At 71.7% G+C, this 18,473-nt stretch carries 11 protein-coding genes; 3 read left to right on the top strand and 8 right to left on the bottom strand.

Translation table 11 applies throughout. The features are described from left to right. Positions 1-97: 97 nt before the first annotated feature. From ffh to nsdA, 5 genes are all read right to left on the bottom strand, one after another. Positions 98-1,648, bottom strand: a complete 1,551-nt coding sequence (gene ffh, locus ACZ7LT_RS31355; RefSeq protein ID WP_471239494.1) for a signal recognition particle protein — start codon at positions 1,646-1,648, stop codon at positions 98-100. 223 nt (positions 1,649-1,871) lie between these two features. Continuing rightward, positions 1,872-4,325, bottom strand: a complete 2,454-nt coding sequence (locus tag ACZ7LT_RS31350; RefSeq protein ID WP_471239493.1) for a [protein-PII] uridylyltransferase — start codon at positions 4,323-4,325, stop codon at positions 1,872-1,874. A 28-nt stretch (positions 4,326-4,353) separates the two neighbouring features. Beyond that, complete coding sequence (locus tag ACZ7LT_RS31345) at positions 4,354-4,692, bottom strand: P-II family nitrogen regulator (RefSeq protein WP_471239492.1); 339 nt, start codon at positions 4,690-4,692, stop codon at positions 4,354-4,356. Then, positions 4,689-6,035, bottom strand: coding sequence for an ammonium transporter (locus ACZ7LT_RS31340; protein ID WP_471239491.1), 1,347 nt, complete (start codon positions 6,033-6,035; stop codon positions 4,689-4,691). The genes ACZ7LT_RS31345 and ACZ7LT_RS31340 overlap by 4 nt, the downstream gene beginning before the upstream one ends. A 339-nt stretch (positions 6,036-6,374) precedes the next feature. Next, complete coding sequence (gene nsdA, locus ACZ7LT_RS31335; RefSeq protein ID WP_189203799.1) at positions 6,375-7,844, bottom strand: transcriptional repressor NsdA; 1,470 nt, start codon at positions 7,842-7,844, stop codon at positions 6,375-6,377. Positions 7,845-8,305: 461 nt separating this feature from the next. Here nsdA and ACZ7LT_RS31330 point away from each other — a divergent pair, with 461 nt between their 5' ends. Further along, positions 8,306-8,971 carry a bifunctional DNA primase/polymerase gene (locus tag ACZ7LT_RS31330; RefSeq protein WP_471239490.1) on the top strand — a complete coding sequence of 222 codons (666 nt, stop codon included), beginning with the start codon at positions 8,306-8,308 and terminating at the stop codon, positions 8,969-8,971. An 81-nt stretch (positions 8,972-9,052) separates the two neighbouring features. Here ACZ7LT_RS31330 and ftsY read toward each other — a convergent pair whose 3' ends face one another. After that, complete coding sequence (ftsY, locus tag ACZ7LT_RS31325; protein WP_471239489.1) at positions 9,053-10,291, bottom strand: signal recognition particle-docking protein FtsY; 1,239 nt, start codon at positions 10,289-10,291, stop codon at positions 9,053-9,055. Between the two features lie 98 nt (positions 10,292-10,389). Here ftsY and ACZ7LT_RS31320 point away from each other — a divergent pair, with 98 nt between their 5' ends. Together ACZ7LT_RS31320 and ACZ7LT_RS31315 are read left to right on the top strand one after the other, a co-directional pair. Next, positions 10,390-11,832 carry a cytosine permease gene (locus ACZ7LT_RS31320; RefSeq protein WP_471239488.1) on the top strand — a complete coding sequence of 481 codons (1,443 nt, stop codon included), beginning with the start codon at positions 10,390-10,392 and terminating at the stop codon, positions 11,830-11,832. Positions 11,833-11,891: 59 nt separating this feature from the next. Beyond that, positions 11,892-12,863 (top strand): LLM class flavin-dependent oxidoreductase, encoded by a 972-nt coding sequence (locus ACZ7LT_RS31315; protein WP_471239487.1) that lies wholly within the window; start codon positions 11,892-11,894, stop codon positions 12,861-12,863. Between the two features lie 40 nt (positions 12,864-12,903). Here ACZ7LT_RS31315 and ACZ7LT_RS31310 read toward each other — a convergent pair whose 3' ends face one another. Continuing rightward, entirely contained in the window at positions 12,904-14,352 is a 1,449-nt protein-coding gene (locus ACZ7LT_RS31310) for a sugar porter family MFS transporter (RefSeq protein WP_471239486.1), read from the bottom strand. A gap of 194 nt (positions 14,353-14,546) precedes the next feature. Beyond that, entirely contained in the window at positions 14,547-18,428 is a 3,882-nt protein-coding gene (locus ACZ7LT_RS31305; RefSeq protein WP_471239485.1) for a chromosome segregation SMC family protein, read from the bottom strand. Between the last annotated feature and the right edge of the window lie 45 nt (positions 18,429-18,473).

The raw sequence follows: 18,473 nt of genomic DNA, 5'->3' as shown, positions 1-18,473 counted from the left end.
GTCCCCTGCGGGACGCCGTGCGGGCGGACGGCGTACGGGCATACGGAAGGGCCCGGGACCGTCCCCGGTCCCGGGCCTGCGTCCGTACGGCGGCTGATCAGCCCATGAACTTCTTGAACTCGTCCGGCAGCTCGAAGTCCTTGCCCGGCTCACCCGCGGGCAGCCCGAACGCGCCACCGGCCTGGGCTTGCTCGCGGCGCACCGCGGCGGCCTGCTCCTCGGCCTTGCGCTTCATCGGGTTGCCGCTCTTGCGCTTGCCCTTGGCCTGCTTCTGCTGCTTCTTCTGGCGGCCGGGGCCGCCGCCCATGCCCGGGATCCCCGGCATGCCCGGCATACCGCCGCCCTGGGCCATCCGGGACATCATCTTGCGGGCGTCGAAGAACCGCTCGACCAGCTGCTTGACCGCGCTGACCTCGACGCCGGAGCCCTTGGCGATACGGGCGCGGCGCGAGCCGTTGATGACGGTCGGGTCCTGGCGCTCGGCCGGGGTCATCGACTTGATGATCGCGGCCGTACGGTCGACGTCCCGCTCGTCGATGTTGTTGATCTGCTCCTTCATCTGGCCCATGCCGGGCAGCATGCCGAGCAGCTTGCTGATGGAGCCCATCTTCCGGACCTGTTCCATCTGGGCGAGGAAGTCGTCGAGCGTGAACTCCTGGCCCTTCTTGGACGCCAGCTTGGAGGCCATCTTGGCGGCCTCTTCCTGGCTGAAGGTCTGCTCGGCCTTCTCGATGAGCGAGAGCATGTCGCCCATGCCGAGGATGCGGGACGCCATGCGGTCCGGGTGGAACGCGTCGAAGTCGTCCAGCTTCTCGCCGTTGGAGGCGAACATGATCTGCTTGCCCGTGACGTGGGCGATGGAGAGCGCGGCACCACCGCGGGCGTCGCCGTCGAGCTTGGAGAGCACGACGCCGTCGAAGCCGACGCCGTCGCGGAACGCCTCGGCGGTGTTGACCGCGTCCTGGCCGATCATGGCGTCGACGACGAAGAGGACCTCGTCCGGCGAGACCGCGTCGCGGATGTCCGCGGCCTGCTGCATCATCTCGGCGTCGATGCCGAGGCGGCCGGCGGTGTCGACGATGACGATGTCGTGCAGCTTCGACTGCGCGTACGCGATCGAGTCCTTCGCGACCTGGACCGGGTCGCCGACGCCGTTGCCCGGCTGCGGCCCGTAGAACCCGACGCCGGCGCGCTCGGCGACGACGCCGAGCTGGGTGACGGCGTTGGGGCGCTGGAGGTCACAGGCGACGAGCAGCGGGGTGTGTCCCTGCCCCTTGAGCCAGAGGCCGAGCTTTCCGGCGAGGGTGGTCTTACCGGCACCCTGGAGACCGGCGAGCATGATCACGGTCGGCCCGGACTTGGCGAACCGCAGGCGCCGGGTCTCGCCGCCCAGGATCGTGACAAGCTCGTCGTTGACGATCTTGATGACCTGCTGGGCGGGATTGAGGGCCTGGGAGACCTCGGCGCCGAGGGAGCGCTCCTTGACCTGCCGGATGAACGTCCGGACCACGGGGAGTGCGACATCGGCCTCGAGCAGGGCGATACGGATCTCGCGCGCGGTGGCGTCGATGTCCGCCTCGGACAACCTGCCCTTGCCGCGGAGGTTCTTGAACGTCGCGCTGAGGCGGTCGGAAAGGGTATCGAACACGGCGGTCGCGGATCCTCGGTGGTCGGGGGCAGAGACAGTCGCCCTCCAGGGTATCTGGCCCGGAGACCAAGGCGCCCTCGCCGGTCGGATTCAGACCGGAGAGGGCGCAAACCCCCGCGTCGGCGGGGACCACGCCGCCCTCAGGCGTCCCGTACCCCGAAGGTTCGGACCACCCCCGCGTCGGCGGGGACCACGCCCGGTCAACGAGCTTCCTGCCCCGTCGTCACGTCGTCCGCAGCGCCGCCTCCAGGACCCGCGCCACCTCGGCGGCGTCCTCCGCGGGCAGCCGGGCACCCGCCGGGCCCGTCACGTAGAACGCGTCGACCGCGTTCGCGCCCAGCGTGGACACATGCGCGCTGCGGACCCGTACGCCTGCGTCCTCCAGCCCCCGGCCGATGCGGTGCAGCAGGCCGGGGGCGTCCTGGGCGCGGACCTCGATGACGGTGGCGCGGCGGGAGTCGGCGGCAGCGACCGTGACGCGGGGTGGTGGGGCCGTGACGCCTCGCCTGCGGGGGTAGGCGGCTTCTCGTTCGGCGAGGCGGGCCGGGATGTCCAGGGAGCCGTCCAGGGCGCGGACGAGGTCGGCGCGGAGGCGGGTGGCCTGGGGCAGGGAGCCGTATTCGGCAGCGACGCGCCAGTTCAGGACGAGGACGGAGGTGGCTCCGAGGTCGCCGGGGAGGTCGACGGCGCGCAGGTCGGCGGCGCGAACGGTGAGGCGGTGCAGAGCGAGGACGCCGGCGGCGGCGGGCAGGACGCCGGGCTGGTCGGGGACGGCGATGAGCAGTTCGACGCCGACGGGTTCGGGGGCGCCGTCCTCGGGTGCCGTCTCGGTCTGGGCGTGCAGGGCGAGGACGGGTTCGCCGGTGCGCAGGGCTTCGATGGCGAGGCGTTCTTGTTCGGCGCTGGGTTCGGCGGGTTCGGGCTGGTCGGGTTTCTCCCCGGCGAGGACGGCGGTGACGCGTTTGACGAGGTCGGTGACGAGGGAGCCGCGCCAGGAGGACCAGGCGGCGGGGCCGGTGGCGAGGGCGTCGGCCTCGGTGAGGGCGTGCAGGAGTTCCAGGGTGGTGGGTGTGCCGACGGCGTCGGCGACCAGGGCGACGGTGGCCGGGTCGTCGAGGTCGCGCCGGGTGGCGGTCTCGACGAGCAGCAGGTGGTGGCGGACGAGGGTGGCGATGATGCCCACGTCGTGCTGGTCGAAGCCGATGCGGGCGGCCGCGTCGCGGGCGATGGTCTCGCCTGCGACGGAGTGGTCGCCGGGCCATCCCTTGCCGATGTCGTGGAGGAGGGCGGCGACGAGGAGGAGGTCGGGGCGGCCGACGCGGCGGGTGAGCAGGGAGGCGCGTACGGCGGTCTCGACGAGGTGGCGGTCGACGGTCCAGGTGTGGACGGGGTTGCGCTGGGGGCGGCAGCGGACGCGTTCCCAGTCGGGCAGCAGGCGGCTGATGAGGCCTTCGGCCTCCAGGGCGTCCCAGACGGGGACGGTGGGCTCGCCGGCGCCGAGGAGGGTGACGAGGGCTTCGCGGGCTTCGGCGGGCCAGGGCACGGGCAGCGGGCCGGTGGCGGCGGCGAGGCGGCGTACGGCGTGCGGGGAGAGCGGCAGGGCGGACTGGGCGGCCGCGGCGGCGGCGCGCAGCGGGAGGACGGGGTCGCGTTCGGGGCGGGCGGTGCGGGCGAGGACGGCCTCGCCGTCCATCTCGACGACGCCTTCGGCGAGCGGGGTGCGCTCCACGGGCGGTTTCCCGACGGTCCGTCCGCCGATGAGGGCGCGCAGCCGGGGTCGTACGGAGCGGGCCCGTAGGACGCGGTTGACCTCGCGCCAGGTGACGTCGGTGGCGTAGGCGATGGTGCGGGCGGCTTCGTAGACCTCGCGGAGCAGGGTGTCGGCGTCCAGGAGGCCGAGGTGGTCGGCGACGGTGTCCTGTTCCTGGAGGGCGAGCCGGTCGGTGGCGCGGCCGGTGGTGAGGTGGAGGGCGTCGCGGGTGTCGAGGAGGACGCGGCGGGCTTCGGCGAGGCCGTCGCGGGGGGCGTCGGCGAGCCAGGAGGCGGCGACGGCGCGCAGGGCGGTGGCGTCGCGTAGTCCGCCGCGGGCCTCTTTGAGGTCGGGTTCGAGGAGGAATTGCAGTTCGCCTTGGCGTTCGGCGCGCTCGCGGCAGAGGGCGTCGAGTTCGGGGAGGCGTTTGGGTGCCTGGTTGCGCCAGTCGGCGAGGACGGCGGTGCGCAGGTTGGTGACGAGTGCGGGGTCGCCGGCGAGGGGGCGGGCGTCGAGGAGACCGAGGTGGGCCTTGAGGTCGTCGGCGGCGGTTCTGCGGGCTTCGGCGGGGGTGCGTACGGAGTGGTCGAGGGCGAGTCCGAGGTCCCAGACGGGGTACCAGATCCGGTCGGCGAGGGCGGCGATGTCGCGGGCGCTCGCGCTGCCGTCGTGGAGGAGGACGAGGTCGAGGTCGCTGCGGGGGGAGAGTTCGCCGCGGCCGTAGCCGCCGACGGCGGCCAGGGCGGTGCCGCGGGGTGGGGTGGCGGCGGCGAAGAGGGCGCCGAGCCACTCGTCGGTGAGCCGGGCGAGGGCGGCACGCCGCGGCGGCCCGGGCCGCGCCTTCTCGTTGAGGAGGCGCAGCCGGGCCGCCGCGTAGCCGCTGGGTCCCGAGTCTTCCGTTTCCGTGCTCGTGTCGAGGCTCGTCACCCGGCAGCCTGCCTTTCGGTGGTCGCGGTTACAGAGCGTCCGGGCCGCGTTCGCCGGTGCGGACCCGTACCGCGGTCTCGACCGGAACGCTCCAGACCTTGCCGTCTCCGATCTTGCCGGTGCGGGCGGCCTTCACGACGACGTCGATGAGCTGTTCGGCGTCCTCGTCGTCGACGAGGACCTCGATACGGATCTTGGGGACGAGGTCGACGGTGTACTCGGCGCCGCGGTAGACCTCGGTGTGGCCGCGCTGGCGGCCGTAGCCGCTGGCTTCGGTGACGGTCAGGCCGTGTACTCCGAAGGCCTGCAGGGCCTCCTTGATCTCGTCGAGCCGGTGTGGCTTCACGACGGCCGTGATGAGCTTCATGCGTCCACCTTCTTGGTCTCCTGGGCTACGGGGGCGGGGGCGGCGGTGGTGCGCGAGGAGGTGCCGCCGCCGGCTCCGCTGAAGTCGTACGCGGTCTCGGCGTGCTCGACCTGGTCGATGCCGGAGATCTCGTCGTCCTCGGAGACCCGCATGCCGATGGCCTTGTCGACGAGGAAGGCGAGGATCGCCGAGACGACCAGAGAGTAGGCGAGGACGGCGAAGACTCCGATGGCCTGCTTGCCGAGCTGTTCGAGGCCGCCGCCGTAGAAGAGGCCCTTGGCCTCGGACTGGACGCCGCCGGTGGCGAAGAAGCCGACGAGGAGGGAGCCGGCGATGCCGCCGACGAGGTGGACGCCGACGACGTCGAGGGAGTCGTCGTAGCCGAACTTGTACTTCAGGCCGACGGCCATGGCGCAGAGCAGTCCGGCGATGGCGCCGATGGCGATCGCGCCGAGTGGGGAGCAGGAGCCGCCGGCGGGGGTGATGGCGACGAGGCCGGCGACGGCGCCGGAGGCGGCGCCGAGGGTGGTGAAGGCGCCGTGGCGGATCTTCTCGTAGGCGAGCCAGGCGAGCATGGCGGCTGCGGTGGCGACCTGGGTGTTGACGAACATGACCGCGCCGACGCCGTCGTCGTTGCCGAGCCAGGAGCCGGCGTTGAAGCCGAACCAGCCGAACCACAGCAGTCCGGCGCCGAGCATGACCAGCGGGAGGCTGTGGGGGCGCATCGGGTCCTTCTTGAAGCCGACGCGCTTGCCGATGACGAGGATGACGCCGAGGGCGGCGGCGCCGGCGTTGATGTGGACGGCGGTGCCGCCGGCGAAGTCGATGACGCCCATCTCGAAGAGCCAGCCGCCGGTGCCCCAGACCCAGTGGGCGACGGGGAAGTAGACGATGGTGGCCCACAGGGCGATGAACAGCGCCCAGGCGGTGAACTTGACCCGGTCCGCGAGGGCGCCGCTGATCAGGGCGGGCGTGATGATCGCGAACATCAGCTGGAAGACGGCGAAGACGTAGACCGGGATGGTGTAGCCGGGCCAGAGCTCGGTGATACCGATGCCGCTGAGGCCGACGTACTCGGAGGACCAGCCGATGAGTGATCCGGAGTCGGTGCCGAAGGCGATGCTGAAGCCGTAGAGCACCCACAGGATCGTGACGATCCCGAGGCTGATGAAGCTCATCATCAGCATGTTGAGGGTGGACTTGACGCGGACCATGCCTCCGTAGAAGAAGGCGAGTGCCGGGGTCATCAGCATGACCAGGGCGGAGCAGATGAGCATGAACCCGGTGTTGGCGGCAGACAGCTCGGGGGCGTCTGCGGCCAGGGTCGTGATGGCTGGTGCCATCGGCGTCTCCTCGTCGTCGTACGGCCTGTGCGGGGGCGGGGCCGGAGCGGCTGGCCATGAGGGGTGGCCGGTTATGACGCCCGAGGTTGGCGCAGCGCCGTTTCCGCCGATGCCGCTCGATGTTTCGCGGTAGTGACGAAGAGGTCTTGCGTGTTACGCCGCCATGAACTGGAGGGTCACGGGGAGGTCACGGGAGTACCCTCCGCGGGTGTCACCCCGGGGTGTGGTCCCCGTGGACGCGGGCCGGCCGCGACAGTCACCCGTTGACCTGGCGGGGGAGCCGAGTCGGGCTGTACGGGGTGGCTGTCGCGGCCGGGGTTCCGGGGGCGGCGGCGTGGGTCAGACCGCTTCGGCGGCCTCGGGGAGCTGGGCGGTGAGCAGGTCGGTGAGGCGTACGACTTCGGCTACGTCTCCGAAGTCGCGGGCGGCGGTGTCGACGGTCTTGCGCAGTCGGGTGTTGACCCGTTCGGAGCGGACGCTGCGGGCGACCGTGAGGGCTTTCTCGGCGAGGACGGTGGATTCCACGGGCTCGCGCTTGAGGAGGTGGACGGTGGCCATGCCGATGAGGTTGAGGGCGTAGGACCGCTGGTGTTCGCCGTCCTTGGCGAAGAGGTCGACGGCCCGTTCCATGACCGGTTCGGCGAGGGAGGCGTAGGTGGGGCTGCGGCCGGCGACGTAGGCGAGGTCGCGGTAGGAGTGGGCGTTCTCGCCGTTGAGTTCGGCCTCGGAGAAGAAGCGGATCCAGTCGGGCTCGGGCTCGCCGTCGAGGCCGGCGTCGGCGAAGGTGTCCTCGGCCATGCGGACGGCCCGTTTGCACTTGCTGGGCTGGCCCATGTTGGCGTAGGCCCGGGCCTCCATCGCATACAGCATGGCCTGGGTGCGCGGGGTGGCGCAGTCGCGGCTGCCGTACTGGGCGAGGTGGATGAGTTCGAGGGCGTCGTCGGGCCGGCCGAGGTGGATCATCTGGCGGCTCATGGAGGAGAGGATGTACGAGCCGAGGGGTTTGTCGCCGGCTTCCTTGGCGGCGTGCAGGGCGAGGACGAAGTACTTCTGGGCGGTGGGGTGCAGGCCGACGTCGTAGCTCATCCAGCCGGCCAGTTCGGCCAGTTCGGCGGCGCATTTGAAGAGCCGCTGGGAGGTGGCGGGGGGCTGGGGTTCCTGGAGCAGGTCGGTCACTTCGTGGAGCTGGCCGACGACGGCCTTGCGGCGCAGTCCGCCGCCGCACTGGGCGTCCCACTGCCGGAACATGGCGGTGGTGGATTCGAGCAGGTCGAGCTCGGCCCGGGAGAGGCGGTGGGGGCGGCGGGCGACGGGCTCGGGGCGGGCCGGCTCGGCGGCCGGGGAGGGCACGAGCCAGCGCTGCATCGGTTCGATGAGGGAGGGGCCTGCGGCGAGCGCCAGGGAGGTGCCGAGGAAGCCGCGCCGGGCGAGCATGAGGTCGCTGCGGGAGAACTCGCTGAGGAGTTCGACGGTCTGGGGCCCGGCCCAGGGCAGGTCGACTCCGGACACCGAGGGTGACTGGTGGGCGGTGCGCAGGCCGAGGTCCTCGATGGCGACGACGCTGCCGAACCGCTCGGAGAAGAGCTCGGAGAGGATGCGCGGGATCGGCTCGCGGGGCTGCTCGCCGTCGAGCCAGCGGCGGACCCGGGAGGTGTCCGTGCTGATGTGGTGTGCGCCCATCTGGCGCGCCCGGCGGTTCACTTGACGCGCGAGCTCGCCCTTCGACCAGCCGCTGCGCATGAACCACGAGCTCAGCTGCTCGTTCGGGCGCTTGCCGGCATTCGTACCGTCTGCGCCACTGCCGCCCACTGGAACGCCCCCATCCGCTGAATCCTCAGGTGAATCTCGGTAGAACCTCTGTCGTGCGAACCCCTATCAGAATGCCGTGAGTCGCGGCATCCGTCCGGAGCTTGTCGCCCTTCAAACAGATGTCGCAGACGACTCCGGCATGCCTCCGGCATACCCGTGCGCGCGCCCGTTCCCCGGGGTTCGTGTACCGAAAGTAATCCTACGATCACCGGTCCTGCGAGGGCGATTCAAGAATCGCCACCATTCGCCACCCCTTCGAATGAACGCGCCAGGGACCGAACGCGATTCACTTGACATGCGACGAACGGGAGTCGGCGGACAGTTGCACGCGCAGGCGTGCGCCACCGCCTGCACCACCCCTCTCACCCCATCGCGCCGCCGGAGCCGGACCGGCCGCGACGCAGAGTTAGGGGCAGACTCCGGCTCGTAACCACCGGCGACTTCCACCCGTTGGAGGGGGCATGGGCTTCACGATCGGCAGCAGCCGGGGGATCAGGGAGATCCGGTCCGGCTCTTGGCGCCGCGGGCGCGCCGCGGAGGGCACTGCGGTGGCCGAGTACACGGGGCTGTGGGGGTGGGACGTGGTCCCGGGCGCCCGGGCGGCCGCGGGCCGCTGCTCCTGCGGGGACGCGTCCTGTACGGCCCCGGGGGCGCACCCGCTCGCCTTCGCCCCGGAGGTCCCGGCGGGCGCGGGGCTCGACGAGGCCACCCGGGCCTGGGCGGAGGTCCCGGGGGCTGCGCTGATGCTTCCGGTGGGCCGGGCCTTCGACATCATCGAGGTCGCGGAGGGGGCGGGCCGCCGGGCGCTGGTGCGCCTGGAGCGGATGGGGCTGCCGCTGGGCCCGGTCTCGGCGACGCCGATGGGACGGGCGCAGTTCTTCGTGGCTCCGGGCGCGGCGGAGGAGCTGCCGCGGCTGCTCTACCGGATGGGCTGGGACGACGCCGGGCTTGATCTGCACTGCCTGGGGCCGGGGAGTCACATCACGGCCCCGCCGTCGGACCGCGGGGGCCAGGGGCCGGCCCGCTGGCTGCGGCCGCCGACGCTGGACACGGCGGGAGCGCCGCCGCAGGCGCGGCTGCTGCTCGGCACGCTGGCGTACATCTGCCACCGCTCGACGGCTCCGTAGCCGCGGGATCCGGGGTGCCACGAAGGGGTCCGAGGGCGCGCTGCCCTCGGACCCCTTCGTGTGTGCGGGAGAGACCGCGGCTTAGGCCGGTTCGCCGATCAGTGCGTCGACGAAGGCCTCCGGGTCGAAGGGGGCCAGGTCGTCGGGGCCCTCGCCGAGGCCGACGAGCTTGACCGGGACGCCCAGCTCGCGCTGGACGGCGACGACGATGCCGCCCTTGGCCGTGCCGTCGAGCTTGGTGAGGACGATGCCGGTGATGTCCACGACCTCGGCGAAGACGCGGGCCTGCACGAGGCCGTTCTGTCCGGTGGTGGCGTCGAGGACGAGGAGGATCTCGTCCAGCGGGCCGTGCTTCTCCACGACGCGCTTGACCTTGCCGAGCTCGTCCATCAGGCCGGTCTTGGTGTGCAGGCGGCCGGCGGTGTCGATGAGGACGACGTCGGCGCCCTCGGCGATGCCTTCCTTGACCGCGTCGAAGGCGATGGAGGCCGGGTCGCCGCCCTCGGGGCCGCGGACCGTACGGGCGCCGACGCGCTCGCCCCAGGTCTGGAGCTGGTCGGCCGCGGCGGCGCGGAAGGTGTCGGCGGCGCCGAGGACGACGGAGCGCCCGTCGGCGACCAGGACGCGCGCCAGCTTGCCGGTGGTGGTGGTCTTGCCGGTGCCGTTGACGCCGACGACCATGACGACGCCCGGGGTGTCCTGGCCGCTCTCGGTCTTCACGGCCCGGTCGAAGTCCGTGCCGAGGAGGGAGAGGAGCTCTTCGCGGAGCAGGCCGCGCAGCTCGTCGGGGGTGCGGGTGCCGAGGACCTTGACGCGCTCGCGCAGCCGCTCGACGAGCTCCTGGGTGGGGGCGACGCCGACGTCGGCGGTGAGGAGGGTGTCCTCGATCTCCTCCCAGGTGTCCTCGTCGAGGTGCTCGCGCGACAGGAGGGTGAGCAGCCCCTTGCCGAGGGTGTTCTGGGAGCGGGCGAGGCGGGCCCGGAGCCGGACGAGCCGGCCGGCGGTGGGCTCCGGGATCTCGATCGCGGGTGCGGGGGCCTCGGCGACGACCGGGTCCTCGACGGCGACGGGAGTCTCGACGGCCTCTTCGGCGGTCGGGAGGTCGACCTCCTCGATCGTGCGGCGTGGCTCGTCCCGTGGTGCCTCCGCCTCGTCGCCGACGTGCGGCTCGGTGGGCGGAGCGGTGATGGTCGGCGTGGTGGTCGGTGCCGTGGGCGGCAGCTGCTTCTTCTTCTTCTTGCGGCTGCTGACCACGAGGCCGCTGGTCACGGCGACCGCGGCGACCAGGGCGATGACTACGGCAAGGATGAGGATGTCCATAACCCGTCCAGTATCCCCTAGCACGCCCGGCCGCTATCTGAGGCTTTGGGGGGAATGTACGATGCTGTGAACCCCCCACCTCTGCACGGAGCTGATCCATGTCCCACGACTCCGACGCCGAAGGCGCGATAGAGACCCGCGGTCTCGAGCCCGTCCCCGACGCCGAGCGGACCGGTCACGTCCGTGAACTCTTCCCGACCTGGGTCGCCGCCAACATCAGTGTGCTGTTGCTCACGATGGGTGCGGGGCTGATCGTCTTCAACGGTCTGAACTTCTGGCAGGTGCTGGTCGTCGCGATCGCGGCGCCGGTGCTCTCGTACGGGATCGTCGGGCTGATCTCGATCGCGGGCAAGCGGGGCGGCTCGCCCGGCATGGCGCTGTCGCGGGCGGTCTTCGGGCAGCGCGGGAATCTCTTCCCCGGTTCGCTGATCTGGGTGGCGCGCTGGGGCTGGGAGACGATCAACGCGGTGACCGGCGCGTATGCCGTGCTAACCGTGCTGGATCTGCTCTTCGGTATCGAGTCGAGCACGCCGCTGATCGTGGTGACGCTGCTGCTCTTCGTGGCCTGCACGTTCCTGGTGTCGGGGCTGGGCATCAACGCCCTGCGGGTGTGCAGCACCTGGTCGACGTATCTCTTCGGCGCCTTCTCGGTGCTGGTCCTGGTGTATCTGGTGGCCAACACCGACTGGTCGGCGGTGTTCGACAAGCCGGCGGGATCGACGGCGATGCTGATCGCCGGTATCGGCACGATCGCGGCGGGCGGGATCAGCTGGGTGCCCTCGGGCCCGGACTTCACGCGCTATCTGCCGCGTACGGCCTCCTCGAAGGCGATGGTGGGCTCGACGATCGGCGGCGCGGGGATCGTGGTGCTGCCGATGGTGCTGATGGGTGCGGTGATGGCGGTCGGCACGCCCGGTCTTGCCTCGGCGCAGGACCCGGTCTCCTTCATCGGTGAGCTGCTGCCCACGTGGATCTCGGTGCCGTATCTGGTGATCGCGCTCATCGGGATGCTGCTGATCAACTCGATGTCGATGTATTCGGCCGGTTTCACCGCGCAGACCCTGGGCATCAAGGTGCCGCGCGCCTGGGCGGTCAGCGTGAACGCGGTGATCTCGCTGATCTTCGGCTTCCTGCTGATGGTGGTGGCGACCAGCTTCATCGGCTCGTTCATCTCCTTCCTGACGCTGCTGGCCGTGGCGTTCTCGGCGTGGATCGGCGTGTTCGGCGTCGACATGCTGCGCCGGCCGCACTACGACGGCCAGGCCCTGATGGACACCACCCGTACCAGCGCGTACTGGTACCGGGGCGGGTTCGCCTGGCCGGCGATGGCGGCCTGGGCGGCGGCGTTGGTGGTGGGTCTGCTGTTCACCAAGGTCGACTGGTTCACCGGTCCGCTGGCGTCCTCCTGGATCGGGCGGAACGGTCTGGGCTGGGCGGTGACGATCGTGGTGGCGGCGGCGCTGTACGCCGTGCTGCCGCGGGCAGCCGTGTCGGCGCCGTCGGCGGATTCCGAGCCCGAGCGCGAGACTGTTTCCATCTGACACCACGTCAGCTAGCGTCCCCCTTCGCCGGATTCCGTCGCGCGGAGGGGGACGTCTGTATGCCGTTCACAGTCGTACGGTTCAATCTCGTCGATCCCCGTGCCACACCGCGGAGCCTGTCGGACCGCTACCGGGCGGCCCTGGAGATGGCCGCGTACGCGGACGACCGCGGGGTCGACACGGTCCAGACCGAGGAGCACCACGGCGCCGCCAACAACTGGCTGCCCTCCCCCTTCGCCTTCGCCGGCGCGGTCTTCGGGGCCACGCGCCGGATCGCGGTCACGGTCTCGGCGATCATCGGGCCGCTGCACGATCCGCTGCGGCTGGCCGAGGAGATCGCGGTGCTCGATCTGCTGAGCCGGGGGCGGCTGGTGACGGTGGCGGGGATCGGCTACCGCCCGGAGGAGTACGCGGCGCACGGCGTGGACTGGGGGCGGCGGGGCAAGCTTCAGGACCTGCTGCTGGAGACCCTGCTCAAGGCCTGGTCCGGGGAGCCGTTCAGCTATGAGGGCCGTACGGTGCGGGTCACCCCGCGCCCGTACACGCAGCCGCATCCGCTGCTGCTGGTGGGCGGCTCGTCCAAGGCGGCGGCGCGGCGGGCGGCCCGGCTGGGGCTGCCGTTCTTCCCGAGCGCGCATCTGCCGGAGCTGGAGGCGTACTACACGCGGCTGCGCGCGGAGTACGGCACCGAGGGGTGGACGATGATGCCGGCCGAGAGCACCCCTCTGCTGCATCTGTCCGAGGACCCGGACCGGACCTGGGAGCTGTACGGGGAGCACTTCCTGCACGAGGCGCGGACGTACGCGTCCTGGCAGTCGAAGGACATCCGCTCGGCGGTGCGCTCGGCGGCGACGACGGTGGCCGAGCTGCGGGCGGAGGGGGTGTACCGGGTGGTGACGCCGGACGAGTGCGTGGCGCTGGGCGCGGAGAGTCTGGTGCTGCATCCGCTGTGCGGCGGGATGCCGGTCGACGAGGCGTGGCGGAGCCTGCATCTGCTGGCGGAGAACGTACTGCCCCGGCTCAAGGAGTGAGCCGGGGCAGTTTCGTGGGTGAGGAGAGGGGCAGCGGGGTTTAGCCCATCTCCTCCAACGCCTTGCCCTTGGTCTCCTTCACGAACTTGAGCACGAAGGGGATGGAGAGCACGGCGAAGATCGTGTAGATGACGTACGTGCCGGCGAGGTTCCAGTCGGCCAGGGACGGGAAGCTCGCGGTGATGGCCCAGTTGGCGATCCACTGGGCGGAGGCGGCGACGCCGAGTGCGGCGGCGCGGATCCGGTTGGGGAACATCTCGCCGAGGAAGACCCAGACCACCACGCCCCAGGAGAGGGCGAAGAAGAGGACGAAGACGTGGGCGGCGACGAGGGCGACGACGCCTTCGGTGCTGGGGAGCTTGCCGTCGACGAGGTCGGCGGAGAAGGCCCAGGCCTCGACGGCGAGGGCGATCGCCATACCGGCGGATCCGACGAGGGCGAGCGGCTTACGGCCGACCCGGTCGACCAGGACCATCGCGACGACGGTGCCGACGATGTTGATGATCGAGGTGGTGAAGGAGTAGAAGAATGAGCTCGCGGGGTCGATGCCGACGGACTGCCAGAGCGTCGAGGAGTAGTAGAAGGCGACGTTGATGCCGACGAGCTGCTGGAAGACGGAGAGTCCGATGCCGACCCAGACGATGGGCAGCAGCTTGAGGCGGCCGCCGACGAGCAGGTCCTTGAAGGTGGACTTGTGCTCGCTGCGCATGGCCAGCTCGATCTCGGCGACGCGGTGGTCGAGGTTGACGTTCTTCCCCTCGACCTCGGCCAGGACGGCCTTGGCCTTGTCGATCTTGCCGACAGAGATGAGGAAGCGCGGCGACTCGGGGATCGCGAAGGAGAGCAGGCCGTAGAGGACGGCGGGTACGACCATCACGCCGAGCATCCACTGCCAGGCCTCGAGGCCGCCGATCTCGCCGCGCTGTTCGCCGTCGGCGAGCTGCAGGATGCCGTAGTTGACCAGCTGGGAGACGGCGATGCCGATGACGATCGCGGCCTGCTGGAAGGAGCCGAGTCGGCCGCGGTAGGCGGCGGGCGCGACCTCGGCGATGTACGCGGGGCCGATCACCGATGCCATGCCGATGGCGAAGCCGCCGACGATCCGCCAGAAGGCCAGGTCGTAGAGGGCGAAGGGCAGGGCGGAGCCTACGGCGCTGACGGTGAACAGCACGGCGGCGATCTGCATGCAGCGGATGCGGCCGATGCGGTCGGCGATCCGGCCGGCGGTGGCGGCACCGATCGCGCAGCCGATCAGGGCGATGGCGATGACCTGGGCGAGCGTGCCGGAGCCGATGTCGTACCGGTCACGGATGGCCTCGACGGCGCCGTTGATCACGGAGCTGTCGTATCCGAAGAGGAAGCCGCCCATCGCGGCGGATGCCGTGATGAAGATGACGTGGCCGAGGTGATCCGGATGAGCCGCCCGTCCTTCGGAGGGCGGCGGCGTGGGCGCCTGCGCGGTGCTGGTCACATGGACTCCTGGAGGCATCCGGCAGCGTCGCCGGAGCGTGGGGGCGAGCCCTTCCAGTGGCGCACAACTTCACGCCGCCCACCACTTGAAGGTAAAAGCAACGCAGCAGAGACTATGCCTTCAAGTTTCGAAGTCAATACCTGTGAACTTGTGAATTTGAAACGCGGCGATTCCTGGTCGATGTTCAAGTCTTGAAGTGACGGGGTGCTTGCTCAGCGGAGTCGCTGGCTGATCACCTTGGAAACTCCGTCGCCCTGCATGGACACGCCGTAGAGCGCGTCGGCGACCTCCATCGTCCGCTTCTGGTGCGTGATCACGATCAGCTGCGAGGACTCCTGGAGCTCCTGCATGATCCGGATCAGCCGCTGGAGGTTGGTGTCGTCCAGAGCCGCCTCGACCTCGTCCATCACGTAGAACGGGCTCGGCCTGGCCTTGAAGATGGAGACCAGCATGGCCACGGCCGTCAGCGACCGCTCACCGCCGGAGAGCAGCGAGAGCCGCTTGACCTTCTTGCCGGGCGGGCGGGCCTCGACGTCCACGCCGGTGGTGAGCATGTTGTCGGGGTCCGTCAGGATCAGCCGGCCCTCGCCACCGGGGAAGAGCCGCGAGAAGACCCCCTCGAACTCGCGGGCCGTGTCGCGGTACGCCTCGGTGAAGACCTGCTCGACGCGCTCGTCGACCTCCTTCACCACCTGAAGGAGGTCCGCGCGGGTCTTCTTCAGGTCCTCCAGCTGCTCGGAAAGGAACTTGTGGCGCTCCTCCAGCGCCGAGAACTCCTCCAGCGCCAGCGGGTTGACCTTCCCGAGCTGCTGGTACGCCCGCTCGGCGGCCTTGAGCCGCTTCTCCTGCTCCGAACGGACGAACGGGCGTGGCTGGTTGCGTGGATGGTCCGGGTCCTCAGGGAGCTCCTCGCCCTCGGCGGGCGGGGACGGCGGTACGAGCTGGTGAGGGCCGTACTCCTCGACCAGACCGGCCGGCTCGACTCCGAGCTCCTCCAGCGCCTTGGTCTCCAGCTGTTCGATCCGCATCCGCTTCTCGGCCCCGAGGACCTCGCCCCGGTGCACCGAGTCGGTGAGCTTGTCCAGCTCGGCCTTGAGGTCCCGGCCCTCGCCCCTGGCGGCGGCGAGACCGGCCTCACGGGCGGCCTTGGCGGCCTCGGCGGCGGCCCGCTCCTTCTCGGCCCGCACCAGCGACACCTCGACGTGCGCGAGGAGCTGGCGGGCGCCGGCCGCGACCGCGGCGGCCACCTCGGCCTCGTGGCGCAGCCTGGCCCGGCGCTGCTCGGCACGCGCGCGTGCCTCCCGTTCGGCGCGGGCGGCCCGGTCGAGGCCGTCGGCCCGGCCAGCGAGCCCCTTGACCCGCTCCTCGTGCGTACGGACCTGGAGCCGGGCCTCCATCTCGGTCTGGCGGGCGTTGGCGCCGTCGGCGGCGAGCCGGTCCCGGACGGAGGTGTCGGGCTCCTCCTGGACCGGCGTCTCCTCAGCGACGGCCAGGCGTTCGGCCAGCTCCTCCGCCTCGTACAGCGCCTTCTCCAGGGCCTCCTGGGCGCGGCCGGCGGCCGCTGCGGTCCGCTCCGCCTCGCCCGCGGCGCCCCTGGCCTGTCCGGCGAGCCGCCCGAGCTGCTGGGCGACCTGCGACTTCTCCCGGTCGGCGGCACGCCGCCGCTCCCCCAGTTCCTCGACGAGCGCGGCGGCGGTGGCCCGCCGCTCGGTGGCCGCGCGCTGTTCGACGGCGAGCTCCTCGCACCGTACGGCCAGTTCGGCGAGGTCCGCGGCGGCCTCGTCCACGGACGCCTGCACCTCCAGCAGGCTGGGCGCCCCGGCGGAGCCGCCCTGCGCCAGATGCGTCCCGAGCAGATCGCCCTCGGCGGTCACCGCGGTCAACTCGGGCCGGGCCCGCACCAGCTCCTCGGCGTCCTCCAGGGTCCCGACCACGACGACGTCCCGTACGAGCCGCCGCACCGCCCCAATCAGTGCGGCCGGCCCGGTCACGAGATCGACCACGTACGGAGCCGCCCCGGCCGCCACGGCGACCCCCGCGGGCGTCGCCTCCGCGGCGGGGCGGGGCACCATCGGGTCCCCGGCGCTCTGCGCCGGGGGGCCGGAGGCGGGCTGCCCGCCGGAGCCGTCGCCGACGGCCGGGGCGGGGGCGGCGTCAACCGGGCCCGGAGCCGGGACACCCGGGCGCTCGGCCGTCGGCCGCCCGCCCGAGCCGTCGCCTGCGGCCGGGGCCGCCCCGGAGCCCGGGACGCCGGGCACACCGGGCCCCTCGGCGGCGGGAGCGGGCACGGCGTCATCCGATCCCTGCCCCGGGCCGCCGGACACACCAGGCCGCTCCGCGGCGGGCACCGGCACGCGCGGGGGAACAGGGGCCGGTTCGCCGCCCAGGAGCAGGACCGCTCGGCCGGCGTCCTCCTTGCGGAGAAGGCGGATCGCTTCGGCGGCCGTGGCCGGGTCGGTCACGGCGAGGGCGTCGGCGGCGGCGCCCAGGGCCGCCGCGACGGGGGTTTCGAAGCCGGGGGTGACGTCGAGGAGTTCGGCGGCCGGGCCGAGCAGTCCGGTAAGACGTTCCTGCGCGGCGAGCAGCGCGCCGGTGCCGTCCTTGCGGCGCAGGCCCAGGGCGAGGGCGTCGTGGCGGGCCTGGGTGGCCGCGCGGCGGCGTTCGGCCGTGGTGGCCGCCTCCCGGGCCGCCGACAAGGCGGCCTCGGCCTCGGCGAGTTCGCGGCGGGCTGCCTCGTGCCGCTCCCCCAGCGCCGAGTCGTCCGCGTCGAGCCCGGCCACTTCGGCCTTGAGCTGCTCGTACTCCTCCTCGGCGGCGACCGCGCGGGCGTGCGCCTCGTCCCGGGCCTCGGCGAGGCGCCCGATCTCCGCCTGGGCGGAGGCCGCCCGCGAGCGGGCGGCGTTGACCTGACCGCTGAGCCGGGCGAGGCCCTCGCGCCGGTCGGCGATCGCGCGGGCCACGTCCTTGAGGCGCCGCTCCTCGACGGCGAGCTCGTGTTCCAGCTCGGCGCGGTGGGCAACGGTGTCCTCCAGGGCCCGCTCCGCGGCCTCCAGGGCGGCTTCCAGCTCCGCCTCCTGTTCGCGGATCCTGGCGGCCTCGCGCTCCATGTCCTCGGGGTCGCGGCCGCGCCGCTCCTCCGGGGGCGCGGCCGTGGCGCTCTTCACGCGCGCGTCGGCCAGGGAGATCGTGCCGCGGACCCGCTCGGCCAGCTGCGAGAGTTCGTAGAAGTTCTGCTGGGCCCGCTGGAGCCGTGGCGCGAGCCGCCGCACCTCGTCCTCCAAGTCCGCCTCGCGGGTCAGCGCGGCCCGTAGCGCCGCCTCGGCCCGCTCCTTGCGTTCCTTGAGGGCGGCCTCGTCGGCGATCTCGGTGCGCAGCGCCTCCCGGAGCCGTACGAGATCGTCGGAGAGGAGCCGGAGCCGGGCGTCGCGCAGATCGGCCTGGATGACGGCGGCGCGCCGGGCGACCGCGGCCTGCCGGCCGAGCGGCTTGAGCTGGCGGCGCAGTTCGTCGGTGAGGTCCTGCACGCGCGCGAGGTTGGCCTGCATGGCGTCGAGTTTCCGCAGCGCCTTTTCCTTGCGCTTGCGGTGCTTGAGGACGCCGGCCGCTTCCTCGATGAAGGCGCGGCGGCCCATCGGGTCGGCGTGCAGAACCGAGTCGAGCTGGCCCTGTCCGACGATGACGTGCATTTCCCGGCCGATGCCGGAGTCGGAGAGAAGATCTTGAATATCGAGGAGGCGGCAGGTGTCTCCGTTGATCTGGTATTCGCTGCCGCCGTTGCGGAACATGATCCGCGTAATGGTGACCTCGGCGTAGTCGATCGGCAGAGCGCCGTCGGAATTGTCGATGGTCAGCGAGACTTCCGCGCGGCCGAGCGGGGGCCGCCCGGTCGTGCCGGCGAAGATCACGTCTTCCATCTTGCCGCCGCGCAGCGACTTGGCGCCCTGTTCGCCCATGACCCAGGACAGCGCGTCCACGACATTGGACTTGCCGGAGCCGTTCGGCCCCACCACGCAGGTGATACCGGGTTCGAAGCGCAGTGTGGTGGCGGAGGCGAACGATTTGAAGCCACGCAGGGTCAGGGCCTTGAGGTGCACGCCCCCGGACTCTACCTGTCACCTCCGGTTTCACCCATGAAGGTG

The sequence above is a fragment of the Streptomyces sp. NPDC039465 genome (assembly GCF_055639315.1).
This window is presented reverse-complemented; position numbering and strand designations above follow the sequence as displayed.